13 protein-coding genes and 1 pseudogene are annotated in these 17,488 nt (G+C 39.9%); 5 read left to right on the top strand and 9 right to left on the bottom strand.

The annotated features are described in order from the left end of the window. Window positions 1–90 precede the first annotated feature (90 nt). Entirely contained in the window at window positions 91–591 is a 501-nt protein-coding gene (locus JG479_RS16665) for a lactoylglutathione lyase family protein (RefSeq protein WP_002959229.1), read from the top strand. Between the two features lie 226 nt (window positions 592–817). Here the strand turns inward: JG479_RS16665 and JG479_RS16660 are convergent, their stop codons facing one another. Continuing rightward, complete coding sequence (locus tag JG479_RS16660; RefSeq protein ID WP_033020786.1) at window positions 818–1,198, bottom strand: hypothetical protein; 381 nt, start codon at window positions 1,196–1,198, stop codon at window positions 818–820. 122 nt (window positions 1,199–1,320) lie between these two features. After that, window positions 1,321–1,644, bottom strand: coding sequence for a hypothetical protein (locus tag JG479_RS16655; RefSeq protein ID WP_131632820.1), 324 nt, complete (start codon window positions 1,642–1,644; stop codon window positions 1,321–1,323). A gap of 277 nt (window positions 1,645–1,921) precedes the next feature. Here JG479_RS16655 and JG479_RS16650 point away from each other — a divergent pair, with 277 nt between their 5' ends. Beyond that, window positions 1,922–2,863 carry a ChaN family lipoprotein gene (locus JG479_RS16650; protein ID WP_200220537.1) on the top strand — a complete coding sequence of 314 codons (942 nt, stop codon included), beginning with the start codon at window positions 1,922–1,924 and terminating at the stop codon, window positions 2,861–2,863. 66 nt (window positions 2,864–2,929) lie between these two features. Here the strand turns inward: JG479_RS16650 and JG479_RS16645 are convergent, their stop codons facing one another. The 4 genes from JG479_RS16645 to JG479_RS16630 are packed head-to-tail and all read right to left on the bottom strand — an operon-like array spanning window position 2,930 to window position 6,289. After that, window positions 2,930–3,649, bottom strand: a complete 720-nt coding sequence (locus JG479_RS16645) for a HugZ family pyridoxamine 5'-phosphate oxidase (protein ID WP_200220536.1) — start codon at window positions 3,647–3,649, stop codon at window positions 2,930–2,932. Continuing rightward, entirely contained in the window at window positions 3,646–4,434 is a 789-nt protein-coding gene (locus JG479_RS16640; protein WP_200220535.1) for a heme ABC transporter ATP-binding protein, read from the bottom strand. The genes JG479_RS16645 and JG479_RS16640 overlap by 4 nt, the downstream gene beginning before the upstream one ends. Then, a complete protein-coding gene (locus JG479_RS16635) occupies window positions 4,431–5,483 on the bottom strand; it encodes a FecCD family ABC transporter permease (protein ID WP_002959220.1) in 1,053 nt (350 codons plus the stop codon). The genes JG479_RS16640 and JG479_RS16635 overlap by 4 nt, the downstream gene beginning before the upstream one ends. Further along, window positions 5,480–6,289: a heme/hemin ABC transporter substrate-binding protein gene (locus JG479_RS16630; protein WP_200220534.1), complete on the bottom strand. Its 810-nt coding sequence runs from the start codon at window positions 6,287–6,289 to the stop codon at window positions 5,480–5,482. The genes JG479_RS16635 and JG479_RS16630 overlap by 4 nt, the downstream gene beginning before the upstream one ends. A 139-nt stretch (window positions 6,290–6,428) precedes the next feature. On the opposite strand from JG479_RS16630, the gene JG479_RS16625 reads away from it, so the two are divergent. After that, a complete protein-coding gene (locus JG479_RS16625) occupies window positions 6,429–8,510 on the top strand; it encodes a TonB-dependent hemoglobin/transferrin/lactoferrin family receptor (protein ID WP_200220533.1) in 2,082 nt (693 codons plus the stop codon). Window positions 8,511–8,883: 373 nt separating this feature from the next. Here the strand turns inward: JG479_RS16625 and JG479_RS20290 are convergent. Both JG479_RS20290 and JG479_RS16615 read right to left on the bottom strand, forming a co-directional pair. Next, window positions 8,884–8,982, bottom strand: a pseudogene (locus tag JG479_RS20290) (hypothetical protein); the annotation flags it as partial. Window positions 8,983–9,094: 112 nt separating this feature from the next. Beyond that, the gene (locus tag JG479_RS16615; RefSeq protein ID WP_200220532.1) at window positions 9,095–13,117 is read right to left on the bottom strand and encodes a rhombosortase-dependent M36 family metallopeptidase; all 4,023 of its coding nucleotides are present in this window, start codon (window positions 13,115–13,117) and stop codon (window positions 9,095–9,097) included. Window positions 13,118–13,266: 149 nt separating this feature from the next. Between JG479_RS16615 and JG479_RS16610 the strand changes: the two genes are divergently transcribed. Beyond that, window positions 13,267–13,791 carry a hypothetical protein gene (locus JG479_RS16610; protein WP_200220531.1) on the top strand — a complete coding sequence of 175 codons (525 nt, stop codon included), beginning with the start codon at window positions 13,267–13,269 and terminating at the stop codon, window positions 13,789–13,791. On the opposite strand, the gene JG479_RS16605 is transcribed toward JG479_RS16610, so the two are convergent. Beyond that, window positions 13,788–15,350 (bottom strand): sensor domain-containing diguanylate cyclase, encoded by a 1,563-nt coding sequence (locus tag JG479_RS16605; RefSeq protein WP_442793215.1) that lies wholly within the window; start codon window positions 15,348–15,350, stop codon window positions 13,788–13,790. The genes JG479_RS16610 and JG479_RS16605 overlap by 4 nt on opposite strands. Before the next feature lie 325 nt (window positions 15,351–15,675). On the opposite strand from JG479_RS16605, the gene JG479_RS16600 reads away from it, so the two are divergent. Continuing rightward, window positions 15,676–17,487: a glycoside hydrolase family 3 protein gene (locus tag JG479_RS16600; protein ID WP_200220530.1), complete on the top strand. Its 1,812-nt coding sequence runs from the start codon at window positions 15,676–15,678 to the stop codon at window positions 17,485–17,487. Window position 17,488 lies beyond the last annotated feature (1 nt).

Below are 17,488 nucleotides of genomic sequence, written 5' to 3'. Positions count from 1 at the left end.
TTAATGATAATTTTACTTAATAGCTGCTGATTCGTAAACTAACTCCATCAACTAGTCACAAGATAAGTCACAAGTTAAAGAGGAAGCATTATGAGTCATACATATCCACGTAGTTTTTCGCACATTGGTATTTCGGTTCCGGACGTTGAAAAAGCAGTTGAGTTTTACACTAAGGTGATGGGCTGGTACACCATAATGGAACCCACTTTAATTACCGAAGACAAAAGCCCAATTGGCGAAATGTGCACAGAAGTATTTGGCGAAAAGTGGGAAAAATTTAAAATTGCGCACCTATCTACAGGGGATCGTATTGGCGTCGAAATTTTCGAATTTAAAAACCAAGAAAACCCAAAAGACAATTTTGAATATTGGAAAACAGGCATCTTCCATTTTTGTGTTCAAGACCCTGATGTAGAAGGTTTAGCCGAGCGTATTGTAGAAGCAGGTGGTAAAAAACGTATGGAAGCCCCTCGTTATTACTACCCCGGCGAAAAGCCATACCGCATGATCTACATGGAAGACCCGTTTGGTAACATCCTTGAGATTTACAGCCACAGCTACGAGCTTATTTACAGCGCAGGCGCTTACTAAATAGCACTTAGCTAAAAACAAAGACCGCAGTATTTATTACTGCGGCCTTTTTGTTTCAGTTATAGAGTTTTTAAATACACTTCACCGTCTTCTTATTCTCTATAACTTGTTTTTGCTTAGCTTGTGCAGCATGTTTTGCCCTGAGTTGAAAATATTATCAACCTCCAGAAAAACACTACCAATCGAACTGTGTCCTAGTGAATTTATGAACGACATAATGTATTTGTCAGGAACTTTTGCTCTTATCCACAAACAGGCTACATGTCAGTACCGCTGAGATTAAAAAACAAAACATTACGCTTAATGTAAATAATATAAAGTTTTCATTTTTTGATATAGCTGCTCCTTTAAGGAGTATTTCACCCCTATTAAGTGCATCTACTCCTACATAGATCATCAACGGAATTACAAAAAATGCATTGCTGAGCTTAATAAGTAAGTCCTTTGATGAAAGACTTACTAATTGAGATGCATTATGCTCTTCCTCGTCTCTATTTAATAGTTCGGCTTTTAATAGCTCAAAGCGTTCAGGGTACAAAGCCCTATCAATAGACGTGATAGCTTCTTGCAATTCAGTAATAGAATATTCTGAATAATTTGGTTCCATCTATTAAACCTTCTCCAGTGCCTAACGCTTACATAAGCGGAAAAATATAGTTGACCAAAATGGTTTTAGGAACAAAAAACAGCCAACTATAATTTTTTCATTTGATATTTACGTTAGGTTTTTTAGTTAACTGCATATAAAACAAGTATATAGCTAATGGGCCAAAGTAAGAATATGGAAGCTACTAGTTTAAAGTGTCCATTTTTATATGAATGTGCTTGTGCTGAAAACCAACTTAATAAAGCTCCAATTACACACAAAATCTTAAGAATGTTACCAAACCAGTGTTCATTAAGGAAACTCATAAAACTGGTGTTTTGACTTGCAAATATAAATAACAAAAGAGCTGAGGTACCAAATAAGAGACAGCTTCTCGATTCTGAAAATTTTAGTAAGAATAGGCTAAAACCATCTTCCATGTTTTCACTAAAAAGTGGATGCTTCATAGAACTCCATTTAACATCTAACAATTTTACAGGCCGCGAATCGAGCATACTTCTACCGATGTCACGCTCATGTTTCTACTTTATACAGTTTTAACAAATTACCTAAGACATTGCTATCAAAAGCTATTTAATATTTACAAGCAAAGTTCAGGCATATAAATGCGCGTTTCGCTCATTTCCTTGATTATGTAAGTAAGCAGCAGTTTGGCTGGCTTAATAGGTATTACAAGTATATGATATTGATAATTATTTGCATTAAAGGGTTTTGAAGGTGTGTATGAAAAAGTCTATGTTAACTCTGGCGTTAGTTACGGGTTTGAGTGGTTGTAGCACAACAGTCACGGTGCCTGATAAAAGCTCATCATTATATTACTCAGCGCTTTATAATGCACAAGCAAAGCCTGTTAGCTCTGTATTATTAGAGCCCAAGCTATTAAATGCCGATGTGGTTTTAGTAGGTGAATGGCATACGCACCCGGGTGTGCATTTATTTCAGGCTGAGTTATTTGAGCAATTAAGCAAAAGTAATAAACGCACTGCCCTGTCGCTTGAACAATTTAGCCGCGCCGATCAGCTTACTTTAAACCAGTATGTTAAAGGTGAAATTGGTGAGCAATACTTAATTGACAACACCCAAGCGTGGCCTAACTACAAAAGTGATTACCGTGCGCTGGTAGAGCTGGCAAAAACGAACAATAGCGATGTAATCGCTGCAAATGCCCCTAAAAATATAGTCAGCTGTATTGGCAGGCAAGGCATAAGTTACCTAAATACACTTGATGAAACACAGCAGAGCTATATTGCCAGCACTATTGATACCTCCCCCAGTGACTACAAGCAACGTTTTATGACCTCAATGCATCACGGCTCGCCAAGTCAAAATGAAAACTATTATGCTGCGCAAGTTACCTGGGATGAAACCATGGCAGAATCTATTGTTAACTATTTAAATAATCATAAAGATGCGCAGGTAATGCATATAGCGGGCAATTTTCATGTGAAAAATGGCGAAGGTATAGCGCGCGTTATTAAGCGTTTAGCGCCAGAGCTAAATGTTGTGTGGATATCGCCGGTAACAAGTGTGCAAGCTAATCAAAATGGATATCAGTTGCAGGTTAACCCTTTGCCTCCTCGTTATGTGCAAAAACAGCATCAACAAGCGGGTTTTAAAGCGTTAGGCAAGCGAAGTGAGCGAGGCGAGCAAACAGCTTGCTTATAAAATAACGACATAGTTAGTGAATCTCTTAACCAGGGCTCAGGTTAACTATGTCGTCATGTATTTAGTTTAGTTATTTCGGGCTTGATTGGTTAGCTCAACCAGCGCTTTACGTACCTCTAACTGGCTGTGGCACTGGGTTTTAAAGTTAATAAAGTAGTTACGCTTTTGGCTTTGTATATAAAAGCCAGTGGGTAATAAGCCGCTCATTATTGGGGGGTTATCAGCTACGCCGTAGTGCTGCATTAATATGAGCGACATAGCATCTTGGTGATCTTCATTCATATGGTTAATCATGCTTTGCTGTTGGCTTTCGTCCCAGGCTTTTGCCTCGTTTTGCCACTCGGTTTGTTCAAGCCAAAATATTTTGCCAAACCCGCCAATGTAACGCACTCGCACTACGTCTAATTGCCATAATTGAAAGTCGTGCGCGTTGCGATAGCTAGCGGCTTCGGGATATAGGGCAATATAGTTATTAAGTAAAGTGTGTGCTTGCTCACTTGGCACAACAGAGCCATCGCCTACAAGCGTTACCCGCCCGTGCTCGTTTTGATCGCCGTAGTCGGCGGCATCATATACAGTTAGGCTCATACGAGAGTCGTGCTTTAGATTTTTAGTGTGCTGGGCTATATCGCTAATAAAAAAGTAAACACGGCCTTGTTCGTCGCACATATAGGGGGTTACTGAGCCAAACGGGTAACCGCGTAAATTATTAGAAATGGTCGACATGACACCAGCATTGGTTTTGTAAACCAATGTGCGTGCATCGTTTAACGCTTGCTCTCTCATAAAAACTCCTGACGTTGAGAAAAAACCATGGGTGCATCGTTATAAGGATGAGGGTTTACGTGCAGTTTCATGGCGTACATTTGTTGTAAGTTTTGTTCAGTTAATACGGTGTTTATAGGCCCACTTTGCAGCACTTTTTTGTTGTGCAGTAAAATAGCATCGGTTGCATAAAGGCTGGCCAAGTTTAGATCGTGTATTGCAATAATGGCGCTGTTACCCTGCTCTACAAATGCTTTAACGCAGCTGAGCAAAGCATGTTGATGGCGCATATCAAGTGCTGATGTAGGCTCGTCGAGCAGCATTAGTTTTGGCTCGGCCGATTGTGTAAAGGCGTTTAGTTGTGCCAAAGTGCGCGCCATATGCACACGTTGTTGCTCTCCGCCCGAAAGCGCACTTACGCGGCGAGTTAAATAATGGCTTAAATCCATAATAGCGGCGTATTTATTTACTTTTTCGCTTTGCATTTTTAATGACTCTACATATGGATAGCGGCCCATTGCAATAAGCTCAAATACAGTAAAATCAAACCCTACGTGGTTTGCTTGCATCATCACTGCGCGCTGTGTCGCTAGGCGTTTTTTAGCATGAGCGGCCAGCGGCTTGTTATTAAAAAGTACACTGCCTGTAAAGGAATGCATACCTGCTAAGGTATGCAGCAAGGTAGATTTACCTGCGCCATTTTCACCAAGTAGTGCTACAAGTTGCCCTTGTTTAGCGCTGCCATTAATAGCGTTTAAAACGCTGTGATTATCAAAGCCAACGCTTAGATTGTTAAACGTGATCATGACCAACCTCGCTTATTTTTCACTATTAAATAAATAAACAATGGCGCACCCAATAATGCAGTAATAATGCCAATGGGTAGCTCGGATGGCATGATCACAATGCGTGCTAGCCAGTCAGAAAGTAGCAATACCACTACGCCAATTAGCATACAAAGCGGCAGCATATTACGTAAATGCGGCCCCACCATTAAGCGGGCAATATGCGGGACTACCAAGCCAACAAACCCTATTAAGCCGGTAAGTGCCACAACCGCCCCTACTCCTAGTGCAACAAGTATAATTACATATAGTTTGAGCTTGTTGGTGTCTACCCCTAGGTACTGAGCTTGTGACTCGCCAATAAGGAGCAAGTTCATGGGATTTTTTAATCGCCATAGCCCAACTAGGCTAATAAGCAGTAATGGCAAAGCTTGAATAATCGTGCTCCAGCTTGCTCCGCCTAATGAGCCCATGGTCCAGTAATTTATTAATCGTAATGCACTGTCATCGGCAAAAAAGCTCAGTAGCCCAATAACCGCAAATGCTAATGCGTTAATAGCAACCCCGACTAATATAAGTGTGGTGATATTAATTTGCCCTTGCTGCTTAGCAATAAAATATACCAGCGAGGTAACACCAAGCGCCCCTAAAAACGACGCATAAGGTAAATACAACTGCGCGTTAAAATTAAACTGCGCGCTAAGTGCTATAAACGCCACAGCAACCATAGCCGCACCCGCACTAATGCCAATAATAGATGGATCGGCCAATGGGTTGCGGCACAGCGCTTGCGTTGACGCGCCTGTTTGGGCAAGCACCAACCCTACAAGCACTGCAAGCACAAAGCGTGGCAAACGTATTTGCATTACGACATTTATTTGCAGCGCATCAAACTGATTAAAGCGCTCGGGTGCAAGCCAAGCAATGGCTAAACGCCAATCCCACCCTGCTGGCCCATACCCTATGCTAAGTAGCGCCAAAGCAAAAATACACACAGAGGCTAATAGCATCCATTTATGGGTTTGGCTAAGTGTTACAGGCTTAAAGCGGCTCAATGTTAGGGTGTTCATAAGTGGGCTTTGTACTCGTTAAGCTCATTAATTGCTGTGGCAATACGTGGCGACATGCCAAGCGAAAGTAGGCTATCCATTACAAGTAAGTTACAGGTTTGCGCCGCTTTTAATAAGCGTAGGTTCGGTTGCTCACAAAAAGCCTGCTTACCGCCAAGGCTGTGTACAACATGGGCTGGGGCTACTAAAAAGTCGGGCTGATTTATAGCAAGTACTTCGGTGTTAATTGCTTTAAAGCCTGAATGCGTAGCGCCTATATTGGTAATGCCTGCATAGCTAAATAATAAATTAGGGACGGTTTCTTGCCCGGCGGCAATAAGCCCGCGCTCATTAGCTGAGAGTAAAAATAGCGCGCTTTGTGTTTGCGCTTTTGCTTTTTCAGGTAACGATTTTGTAATGTGTGTAATAAGTGTTTGTGCTTTTTGCTTGGCGTTTAAGTCGGTACCAAGGCGTTTTATAAGCTCAAGTAGCTCGTTAACTGAGGTCGGCTTTTTATAATGAATTAGCTTAACCCCTGTTGCCTCAATTTGCTTAAGTGCTTGGCTTCGCCCTGCGCCTTCAAGCGCTAACAAGGTGGTTGGACGCATTGAAAGTACGCCTTCTGCAGCTAAATCGCGATAATAGCCCACTTGCGGTAATTGCGTGGCTTGGTGCGGGTACATGCTCGATTGATCAACAGCTACAAGGGTATTTTGTTTGCCTAGCGCATAAATTATTTCAGTAAGGGTGCCGCCAGCGCTAATAACGCGCTCTTGTGCAAGTGCAGATTGGGCCATTAAAGCAAACAATATAAATAGGTATTTCATTACACACTCCGGTTTTATTTTTTGGCTATTATAACCAGTTAAATCTAAATGAAAATGATTATCATAATTAATTGATCTTATTTTGACTTAGTTGTAACATCTCCGCCATAAATAATAACTATTATCATTTGGAGTTAAAATGAATCCCTCTGCGTTTAGATTTACTGCTATAGCAACCTTACTACTCGGCTCGGGCACTGCCATTGCCGAAAACATAATTGACGAACATATTGTTGTAAGTGGCTCGCGCTTTGAGCAAAAGCTTAAAGATGTAACAGGCTCAGTCACTGTTATTACCGAGCAAGACATAGAGCGTCAGCTAGCTGTAGATTTACAAACCATGTTTAAGTACGACCCAAGCATTGCAACGACAGGCAGTGGCGCAGGCGCGCAAACACTTACAGTACGTGGTGTTGGTGGTAACCGGGTTGTATTTATAAAAGATGGCCGACGCACCAACGATGGTTATGCAGGTGGAGGGGGCTATTTAGTTGGCCGTAATTATTTTGACGTAGCAGGTGTAAAACAAGTAGAAGTAGCCAAAGGTGCTGCATCGTCATTATATGGCTCTGATGCACTTGGTGGCATTGTAGTTATAACCACTAAAGATCCAAGTGATTATTTAAAAAATAACAGCAGCTTTGTAAAAATGGCGCTTGGGTATCAAGGTCAAAGTAATCAAGTTGCCGCCGATGTTACTGCTGCAAAAGACTTAGGCGACTTTGCAGTAAGCGCCGTGTATAGCCACCGCGATAGCGAAGAAGTACAAAACTATGACGAAAATTTACCCGGTTATGATGCTAAGTCGGACGCTTTATTAGTTAAATTTGAGCAACAGCTTGATGAAAAACGCACAGTTAAATACACCCTTGATTACTTTAACCAAACAACTGAGCAAGTAATAACCCCCGCGGTTCAAGAAACCGAAGAAGATGACACGAGTTGGTCACTGGCGCTAGATTACCATTCAGAAGTAACTACAGCTGCGTTTGATAAATGGTACGGGCAAGTGTCTTATAGTAGTTACGAGCAACAAAGCGATCAAATTAGTGGCGCAAGCACCTACACCGATTATAACGACTATCGTTTTGAGCAAAATATTTTAGGTTTTAAAGCGGTATTTAATAAAGAGTTTAACGCAGAGAGTGCCGATCATGAAGTGGTATACGGGATTGATATAGACTTATACGACACCACCCGCCCACGTTTTAAAACCCGTATTTTAGCCGATGGCACTGTTGATTTTACAGACCAAAAACAAAAAGCATTCCCGGGGGCTGATACCTCTTTAATTGGCGCTTATGTACAAGACAGTATTTCGTTTAATAATAGCGCGTGGTCGGTTATTGCGGGTGTGCGATATGATTACTACACCCTAGAGGCTAAAAATGATGAGCTATACGCCGATGCGCAGCTTGGTGATATTACCGAATCTGCTTTTTCCCCTAAGCTAGGTGCTATATACCAAGTGGATGATAACTTGTCGTTGTACGGGCAATACGTGCGAGGCTTTAAAATACCACCACACGACCAAGCCTATCAAAGCCACGGCGTTGAACCGTTTTATCAAATATTACCAAACGCCGATTTAGACCCTGAAAGCAGTGATTCGTTTGAGCTTGGGCTAAGATACGCCAGCAGCGATATTAGCGTAAATTTAAGCGCTTTTTATGCAGCATACGATGACTTTATAGAAACCGCCGTAGTGGGTGTTGAGCCAACGTACATTCCTGGCGTAAACAAAACGCTGTATCAGTACCAAAATATTAGCGAAACACAAATAAGCGGTGTTGAAGCAGGAATTGCCATGTATGTAGCTGAAAATATACTACTAGAGGCAAACGTGGCTTACGTTGATGGTGAAAATAAAGAAACCGATCAGCCACTAACCAGCATTAGTCCGTTAAATGGCTCAGTATTGTTAAGTACAGAACAGGGTAATATTAACTGGACCGCCGCGTTGCGTTTGGCTAAATCGCAATCGGATGTAGTACTTGATACAAACGGTAATAAAACTACGCAAGGGCATGGCTACGGCGTTGTTGATTTATACGCAAACTACGAATGGCAAGCATTGCAGCTAAATGTAGGTGTACTTAACTTGCTCGATAAAGAATATGTGCCTTTTGAGCTAATTGCAGGTCAATCGCAAAGTGCTGATTTTAGCCAATACACCCAACCTGGGCGTAACTTTTCAGCCAAAATAAGCTATGAGTTTTAATTAGCTCCTAGAAAATTAAATAGCAACAAACGGTGCATGAAGCTGCAGCGTTTGTTGAGTTTATTTTTTGATATTTATAAATGACACCCATATTAATTTTTTAGTAAAGCGAGTTGCCTAGATTCTAATTGGAAGTGCATTAATAGAGGTTGTACAAAGTGGCTAGACGTTGGCATATTTACCAAACTTTGTGATTGATGATTTAGGGCTTAAAAAATTTACTGTAAAGGGGGTTAACAGTCACTACAGCGAAGAGGTAGTAATGATTTACAAACCATCAAAAGCTGATGGCTGGCTTAATAAACTCATGCACACTTTGTAAAGGATTTATCAATTTAAGTTCAATGCAAAATATTACTTAGCTAAGCAGTGGTTAGCTAATATCAGCAACAATGCACTGATTACGGCCATGTTCTTTTGCATGGTAAAGTGCTTTGTCAGCACATTTGTAAACTTGGTCTATGTCGTTACTGTGCTCAGGACTAAAAACATCAAACTAAGTGTATAAAAAAGGCCAGATGCAAACGCTACTGGCCTTTCATTAAAACCGTCATGTGCTTAGAGTTGACGGATGTTATTTAAACTTATTTACTAACGTTTTTGCGACGTCTATTAAACCATACTAATGGAGTAAGTAATAAAGCTATAAAGCCAAAACTACCACCACCGCTAGATTTTGATTCTGTTACAGGCACAGTTGCTACCGCTTCATTTTTTACCATTACAGTACTTTGTTGAGTCACAGTTGTTACACCATCACTTACGGCAACTTCAAAAACAAGCTCTTCATCTGCAGTAATAGCTGCAGGTGTGAAGCTCAAAGTTGCAGTGTCAGTACCTGTGAGCGTAGCAGCACTACCGCTAACCTGAGTCCAAGCATAAGTTAGTGTTTGACCATTGCGATCTGACGCTGTTGCTGTAATTGTTCCTGTAGCAGATTCAGTAATTTCCGCTGATGAACTTTCGACTAAAACAAGTGGGGCTGCGTTATCACATGCTAGCGAATCACCCGCTACAAGCTCAGAAAATACAGGAGATAAAACGTTAGACATAGTTAGGTTATCAATCCACCAACCTAAATCACTTACTGCGCCATCTGATGAAATTCTAAAGCGTACTTTTACTAAGTTGCCGTTTAGGGCATCACCAAAGTTTATAGTTTCATAATTACCATACGCGCCACTATCTTGTACGTTATTACCAGTAAAAGTTTCACGTTCTTGAAGTTCTTGCGAATCGTTTTCGATTAGAACAGCGTCGTAGCCAACATCAAATGTGCCGCCAATTTCAGTAGCATCAACCCAGTCACCGCCATTAACACTAACTTCTACAACACCACCATCCCAGTTTTGCTCAATACTATAGAAATGCCAAAACGAGATTTCAAAGTCGCCTGAGTAACCAACTTCGAATGGCTTACTCTCTATTGCTACATCTGATTGGAAGCCATTATTTACAAGGCGCATTGCCTGTGTGCCTAGCTCAAACCCACCTTGTTCAAAGAAGGCAATATTACCACTATTATCCATAACCTGAGTGCCAACAGCTAAATCACCGCCAAACATTACGTTTTCTTTTAAATCTAATAGTGATGAACTTGCTACTTCCATATCATCTGAAACTACAGCTCCAACAGGCATTTCTGATTTAAAGCCCATATTTACTTCAAACGTGAGTGTTTGATCAAGTGCTTCAACGATATCATCGTCCGTTTCAATTTCAGGGAATGTGACTTCAATTTCTAGTGTTTCAGCTGTACCCGCTTCGTTCAAAGTAACTTTAATATCGTTACTAGTTATTGCTTCGTACGGTTGAACTTCACCAAAAGTAAGTAAACCATCATTTTCAAATGTTACATCATGATCGCTTATAACAGTCAGTTGTGCTGTTGTACCACTAAGTACTTCACTACCACGGTTAGTAATTGTTACGCTAACCGTACTCGTTTCGCCTTTATCTAAAATATTGTCGTTAGTACAAAAACCAAGCTCTGTACCATTGTACATGTTGTTTAAGTCAGCACTTGCAAATGCATAGCTAGAAAGCTGTGTTTTATCCGATTCAACTACACCAGTAAGGTCTTCACTGAAACGATCTGGCGATACTGCGCCAAGACCCATACCACGTTTAGCAAATGCACCTACCATTAATTTGTAATCAGCAGGGTCTACTGCATAGGCAGCAGCTAAAATAGCATCACGTGCTTCAGTGTAGGTTGGTGCTATAGGTGTTAATTTGTAACCTGCAACTAAGTAATCTGCCATTCGAGTTTGTGCTTCATTAAAGCCATGCTCGTTGATAAGCGCTACGTAGTTTTCCCATAATACAGTTGCCCAAATTTCGCCGGCAGCATGAGGAGAAGCCACGCTTGTTGGTGATATACCAATATCAGCACCAGCATTTTCAGTAATATGGCGGAACGACAATGCATTTACATCTGTATCAGTTGAATAAGGAAGACGACGAATACCGAAGTAGAAGTCTTCTACAAATGTGCCGCTACCATATGCTTTTTGGAACTTATCGTTACCTGTAATATTTATATCGCTTTCTTTAGCGATAAACATTAATGAGTGGAAATCGCCCCAGCCTTCGCCCATTGCGCGGCCTTGGAAGTTAATAAGGCCTGATGAATTACCTACTAAGCGGTTACTAATGTAGTGACCCCATTCATGAGCAATAATACCATTATCAAACGTACCATCTTTTAATGTTGCTTTGGTAAACATGTCTACAGTAACAACTTCACCAGCATCAATTAGGTCATACATTGCATGACCATCAGCGTAATTTAAACCCATATTTGGAATGGTTACAGTATCGTCTTCACCGCCCATTGGTGCCGGTTCTGCCGTATCTGGGTCATTATTAACAACGATAGTTGCTATTGCACCTGCATCTTGTGCATTTTTTACTTTAATCGTAAAAGCACATGAGCCACGATCTACAATTGCAATTTTCCCTGCTAGTTCAGCAGCATTTATAGCAGGCTCACAACCATCGTTCACACTTGTTGAATCTACTGTATTTCCATCATCTAAACGAACAACTTCTGCAGCCACGTCACTGAACTGATATTTACCAAAACCAGATTCTTTTGTTGAAGCTAAAAGGCCTAAAGAGTCATGTGAAGTTACTGTAATACCAAAATCTACACCAACAGTGGCATCTTTACTGTTGTACAAGTACATTTGCATACGTGGGCTAGCACCATCAGCTGGTGTAGACATATTTGCATTATTACGACCTGAGTTATCTTGAGCCTGTGCTTCAATCGGGTCACCTTCTACGCCGCCACGACCAAAGTTAGATACCTGCGCTACATTTGATGTTTCATCAAAACCATGATCATAGAAAAAATCATGTAAAAAGTTATTCATATAAAACAAGTTAACAATAGCTGCTTTACGGTTTGCGTAGCTATTTGCAACTTCATCTACTTGATAAGGGTAGTCAAATGTGAAGTCTGCAGTTGTTTCAGCGGTAAAGTCACCTTCACTAAAGTCTTGAGGTGCAATCACATCGGCGTAAGCAAATACGTTATTACCTGATGTTGTCGTTGCATCATCTGCTAACCATGGGTCCATTGTGCTTAGTTTGCTGTAGTAAGATAGAGATACCATTGGCGCGTCTAAAATCTCAGTCTCGTCTACTTGTCCTGGGCCATCTGCAGGAATTACGTCACCGTGCGGGCTTTCCATTGGGTAGCCATCTTGGTTAGCGTAAACACGGTAATTAAAGTCAGCTGCATGAGATTTCAAATCTTTCGCAAAATATACTTTGCTATTATTCGAATCTACTACGTAACTAAAGTAGTCACTTTCTAAAGAGCCAACTTCTGCTACTTCTACTTCAATGTAATAAGCAGATTTAAGCTCGCCTGCCACTTCAAAAAACACTTCTTTTGCACGTGGTGTACCTAAAACAATCTTAGAGTCATCTAATGATTTAGCCTCATATTTTGCATAGCCACCCTCATTACCAATTTTACGAAGTGAGACATCAATATTAGCTAATTCACTAAATGCTTTTTTTATACTTTGCTCAGAGTTTACAAAACCCGTTAATGCAGCAAGTTTATTTTTAGATGACGATGTATCAGCAAAATAACCCGAGCTTGCTACTAAGTTGTACTCTTTATCCATTAACAAGTTGTATTCGCGGTTAAAAACTTCAACACCGTTTACTTGTTGTTTATATTTAGCACTAATAGAACCACGTTTTTGTTCTGATAAATCAACCATAACAGCAGAAGATGCTGTTGCTTTACGATTACTAATACCTGTTAAAGCCTCAATATAAAAGTCAGCAGCATATTGATTACGGTTATCAGCAGCGATTAAAGCCATGTCAGGCTTACGCTGACCTATTGCTTGCCATAAAAACGTTGCTTTACCCATTTGTGCATCGTAAATTGATTTTTGACCCGAGACAGTGGCGCGTTCGGCTAAGGTTTTCTGCTGAACAGCAGCTAAAGAAGTACCCTGAGTAACTGCATTTGTTGCACTTACATCATAAAATCGAGCTTGTTCAGCGGCCGTTAGCTCACCTGTTGCTAATGTAGATGCTACAACCATGGCAATAGTTGTTAATTTAAATTGAGACATGTATCCACCTGTTTGTATTTATTATGTTTAAACACTTAATGTTTTTAAATTGATTATTTTATGTAAACGCCTGGTTAAGTTGTTAATATACAGACTTGAATAAAGCTGAATAGCTTTAAATTTAAAGAAAAGTAAACAAAGGTAAACGAATGCAAAAAATAATTTTTACAAGTGCAGTGTCAATAATCGCAGCTTTATTACTATCTGCATGTAATAACAGTGAAAAAACAGAGGTTAACAACTCTCAGGCGCTACCTAAAACAGCAGAAATCATTATAAAAGAACCATCTAATAACCAGAAAAGTGACACTATTTTCCCTAAAAAAGAAAGTAGTCAAGGTGTTATTAAAAATGCATCTAAAAGCATAAATTCATCGGGTGATAAACTTATCTTTAACTCTGAGCAGTTATTTAAAGGCGACGTTATTTATAATCAGAACTTAAAACAAAAAGGTGTAGTAACAGGTACTCTTACCATTACATTAAATACCGATTCTGTGCCTGATGAGTTAAAAAATAATTATGAATTAATCAAGTCAACAGCTCACAATTACACATTACTTGTTGAAAAGGATGTTGATATTGCAGGATTGTCTAGTGCTCTAAACAGCTATAAATCAGTGACCAATGTGGAAATTGCAATTAACTATTCACCTATCGAAACACACTTTTAATCAGAAACAATGCACTGATTACGGCCATGTTCTTTTGCATGGTAAAGTGCTTTGTCAGCACATTTGTAAACTTGGTCTATGTCGTTACTGTGCTCAGGCCAAGTTGCAATCCCAATTGAAATTGTTATAAAGCCGATAGTTTCCATATTTGTAGACTCAACAGTTTTACGTAGTCGCTCTGCTATTTTGAGCGCACTTTGGCTGTTTTCATTAGGCAAGACAAGTACAAATTCTTCACCACCTATACGTGCTACGATATCGTCTTTTCGAGATAATTTTTTGATAATATCAGTAAGCGATTTAAGAGCTTCATCTCCTTTATCATGGCCAAAGGTATCGTTCACTCGCTTAAAGAAATCGATGTCTATCTCTAAAATAGCAAATGGAGTTTGCTTAAACATCAATTGGTTTAATAAACCGTTTAAACTCCTACGGTTATGAGTATCAGTTAGGGGATCTGTTTGCGCATCATGACGAAGCTGACCTATCTGCATTTGCAAAGTATTAACTCCATTGAGCATTGCAATTTTTAGTCTTTGGCTTTCAAAGTACCAAGATTTAACACTTTTTAGCTCTTCAATACTTGTTGGATCGTCAAGTGTATTTGCTTTGTCTGCTAGTTGTTTTAAAGGCCTGGAAATAAAGTGAGCAAAAAAACCGATTAAAAGAAACGTAATAACAGCCATCGGTAATGTACGTTTTATTACTTCAGTTATGAGTAAATCAAGTGACGAAAGCGTTGCTCTTACAGGGCGCTGAGCGACAATTACCCATTTTGCTTTAGGTACGGAGGAAAAGCCTGCTAGCATTTCTATCTCTTGGCTATTTTTAACAATAGAAGTACCGCTTTGGCCTGTAATCATATTATTAGTGATTGAATTATTTGTGACGACTGTCCCTATTAGAGCCTGATCTGGGTGATAGAGAATTCGCCTACTGGCATCGACCACATAAATATATGTTCCACCCTCATAATAATGCTGCTCTAATAAGCTATTTAAAATATTACGCTCCTTTAGATAAAGAGAGCCACCAATATAACCAAGGTAATCTCCAGTTTGATCAAACAAAGGATGAGAAATAAAAATAATAAAGTTCCCAGCAGCCGACATATAAGGCGCGCTGATTAATGGTCTTTTTTCTTGTAGCGCTTGTACAGCGCCAGGTGAGTGGATTGATTCACCAATAAGTTGCGGAAATTTAGGAGAGGTTGCGACAACAACACTATGCTTATTAATTACAACCGAGTTAAAGCTATTCGTTTGTAAGTGTAAGCGGGTCGCTTCTTGGTTTAATAAATCTTCACCATCAACTCTTTGCTCTATTTTTTTAGCTGAATAGGCCAGTTGTTGCATTGCGGATTCTAAAAAATTATCTGTTGCTGATGCCAGTTTATTGGCATAAGCATAGTTACTTTTTAGCGTGTAAGCTGTTAACTGCTCTTTTTGTACTTGGTAGGTAGAATAAAAGCTACTTACTAAAGTACTAATAGAAGCCGTAATCGCTAAAAGCAAAATAAGAAATCGAAGATTTAAGGCCGTTAATAATTTTTTTCGCAAACGTATGCCATCCTAAGTACAGGTATTCAGTACCCGAACCTATAATTGTATATAAAGCCCGCAATTATACCCTCTTGAAAATTTATTATCTAATATTAACAAAGCCACAAAAAATATAACTAAATATAACTTTTCGCTAATAGCAAAATTATAAATTTTCTTTAACTTTTACAATACGTTATTGGTTCCTCTGCAAAAAATCCTTCTTTTGCAGTTACCTCAAAAAGTAGTTAAGCTGCTTATACTTATCTACTTTTTAGCTTTGGAGTGTGTTTTGCTAAATAAGTGTATTGTATCGTCTATCGTTTTTTTATCTGGGTGCTTAATGCCATTACAATCCTCGCTTGCTAAACCCGTGCTTTCTCTTGAACAACAACTTGGGCAAAAGCTAATACTCGACTTTCGTTACTTCTGCCAGCAAGGAGTAAGTAATAAATGCCGAACTCCAATGACCGAGTTACCTAATGAGCTCGCTACCGCTATTGCAAAATACGATATTGGTGGGGTTATCTTATTTTCTGAAAACACTCAATCGATAGAGCAAACAATTACGCTTAATAGCCAATTGCAAACAGCTGCAAGTAAATCCAGTAGTAAGCTGCCGCTATTTATATCAATAGATCAAGAAGGCGGACGTGTAGCGCGTTTACCACGCGATGTTGCCACCTCATTTACCGGTAATATGTCGATTGGCGCAACCTACAAAAAACACGGTACAAGCTTTGCGACAAAAACAGCAACAGTTATAGCTAAAGAACTAAACTCGCTGGGTATAAATGTAAACTACGCGCCCACGGTTGATGTAAACATGAATCCTGACAACCCAGTTATTAACGTACGCTCGTTTGGTGAAAACCCAGCATTAGTGAGTAAATTGGGCGCCGCACAGGTTGCAGGATTTGAAAGCAATGGAGTGATTACCTCGTTAAAGCACTTTCCGGGTCACGGCGATACAAACGTAGATAGCCATACGGGTTTGCCTAAAGTAAACCATGCAAAAGAAGTTATTTACGAGCAAGACCTAGCACCGTTTAAACACATTATCGCCAAGCAAAACCCAGGAATGATAATGACGGCACATATTCAATACCCAGCGCTTGATAGCACAACGTTTATAAGTGTTAATGGCAAAACTATGATAAAACCGGCAACAATGTCGCGCGCAATCATTACTGACATTTTACGTGGCGAGCTTAATTACCAAGGAGTTGTAGTAACTGATGCGCTCGATATGGCTGGTATTAGTAACTTCTTCACACCAACTCAAGCGGTAATAAATACATTTGCCGCTGGAGCTGACATTGCCCTAATGCCTATTGAAATTAGAACACCAGATGATTTAAATAAGCTCGATGGCCTTATTAAAGATCTTGTTGCAGCGGTTAAATCAAATCAACTTGATGAGCAAGAAATAGCACAATCGGCACAGCGTATAATTACGCTTAAAAATAAATTTAGGTTAAGCACTAATTTTGACCCTATTACCGCGCTCATAAATGCAAAGCAAATAATTGGCAGTGCAGCACATCGTGAAATAGAAGCGCAGCTTGCTGTAGAGGCAATAACGCAGGTTAAAAATAATAACAGTACTTTGCCGCTTAATTTAAAAGCAGGAAGTAATGTTCATATTATTATGCCCGACACGCGTAAATGTATGGCAATGCAGCAAGCGATTGAAGCTACCAGCCAGCAAAAACTTAACTATAGCTGTAGTAGTTTACAAGGGTTTAATCCGGCACATGCAAAAGCACAAATACAGGCTGCTGATGTAGTTCTCGCCGGTAATGCAACGCCTAATCAAAGTGCGGTCGAAATTGGCGGTATGGATGATTTAAAAGATGATTCAAATTTTGCACTTAATAATGCGGAGCAGCCAAAAGCACTTGAGTCATTATTAAAAGTGGCAAAAGAAGAAAACAAAAGCACTGTATTTATAAGCCTAAGAGCACCTTACGACATTGCTAAATTTGGCGATTATGCAAATGCTGTACTTGCATCGTATGCATATAATATTGATGTAGATAAAAACGATATTGTATCTGGCCCTGCTTTTACCGCACTTGCAAAAGTGTTACTAGGAGAAGCACCGGCTAACGGCGTATTACCTGTCACAATAAAACCGCAAAAGGCGCACTAAT

Origin of the sequence: Pseudoalteromonas sp. LC2018020214 (assembly GCF_016598755.1) — a bacterium.
GTDB lineage: Bacteria > Pseudomonadota > Gammaproteobacteria > Enterobacterales > Alteromonadaceae > Pseudoalteromonas > Pseudoalteromonas distincta.
This window is presented reverse-complemented; position numbering and strand designations above follow the sequence as displayed.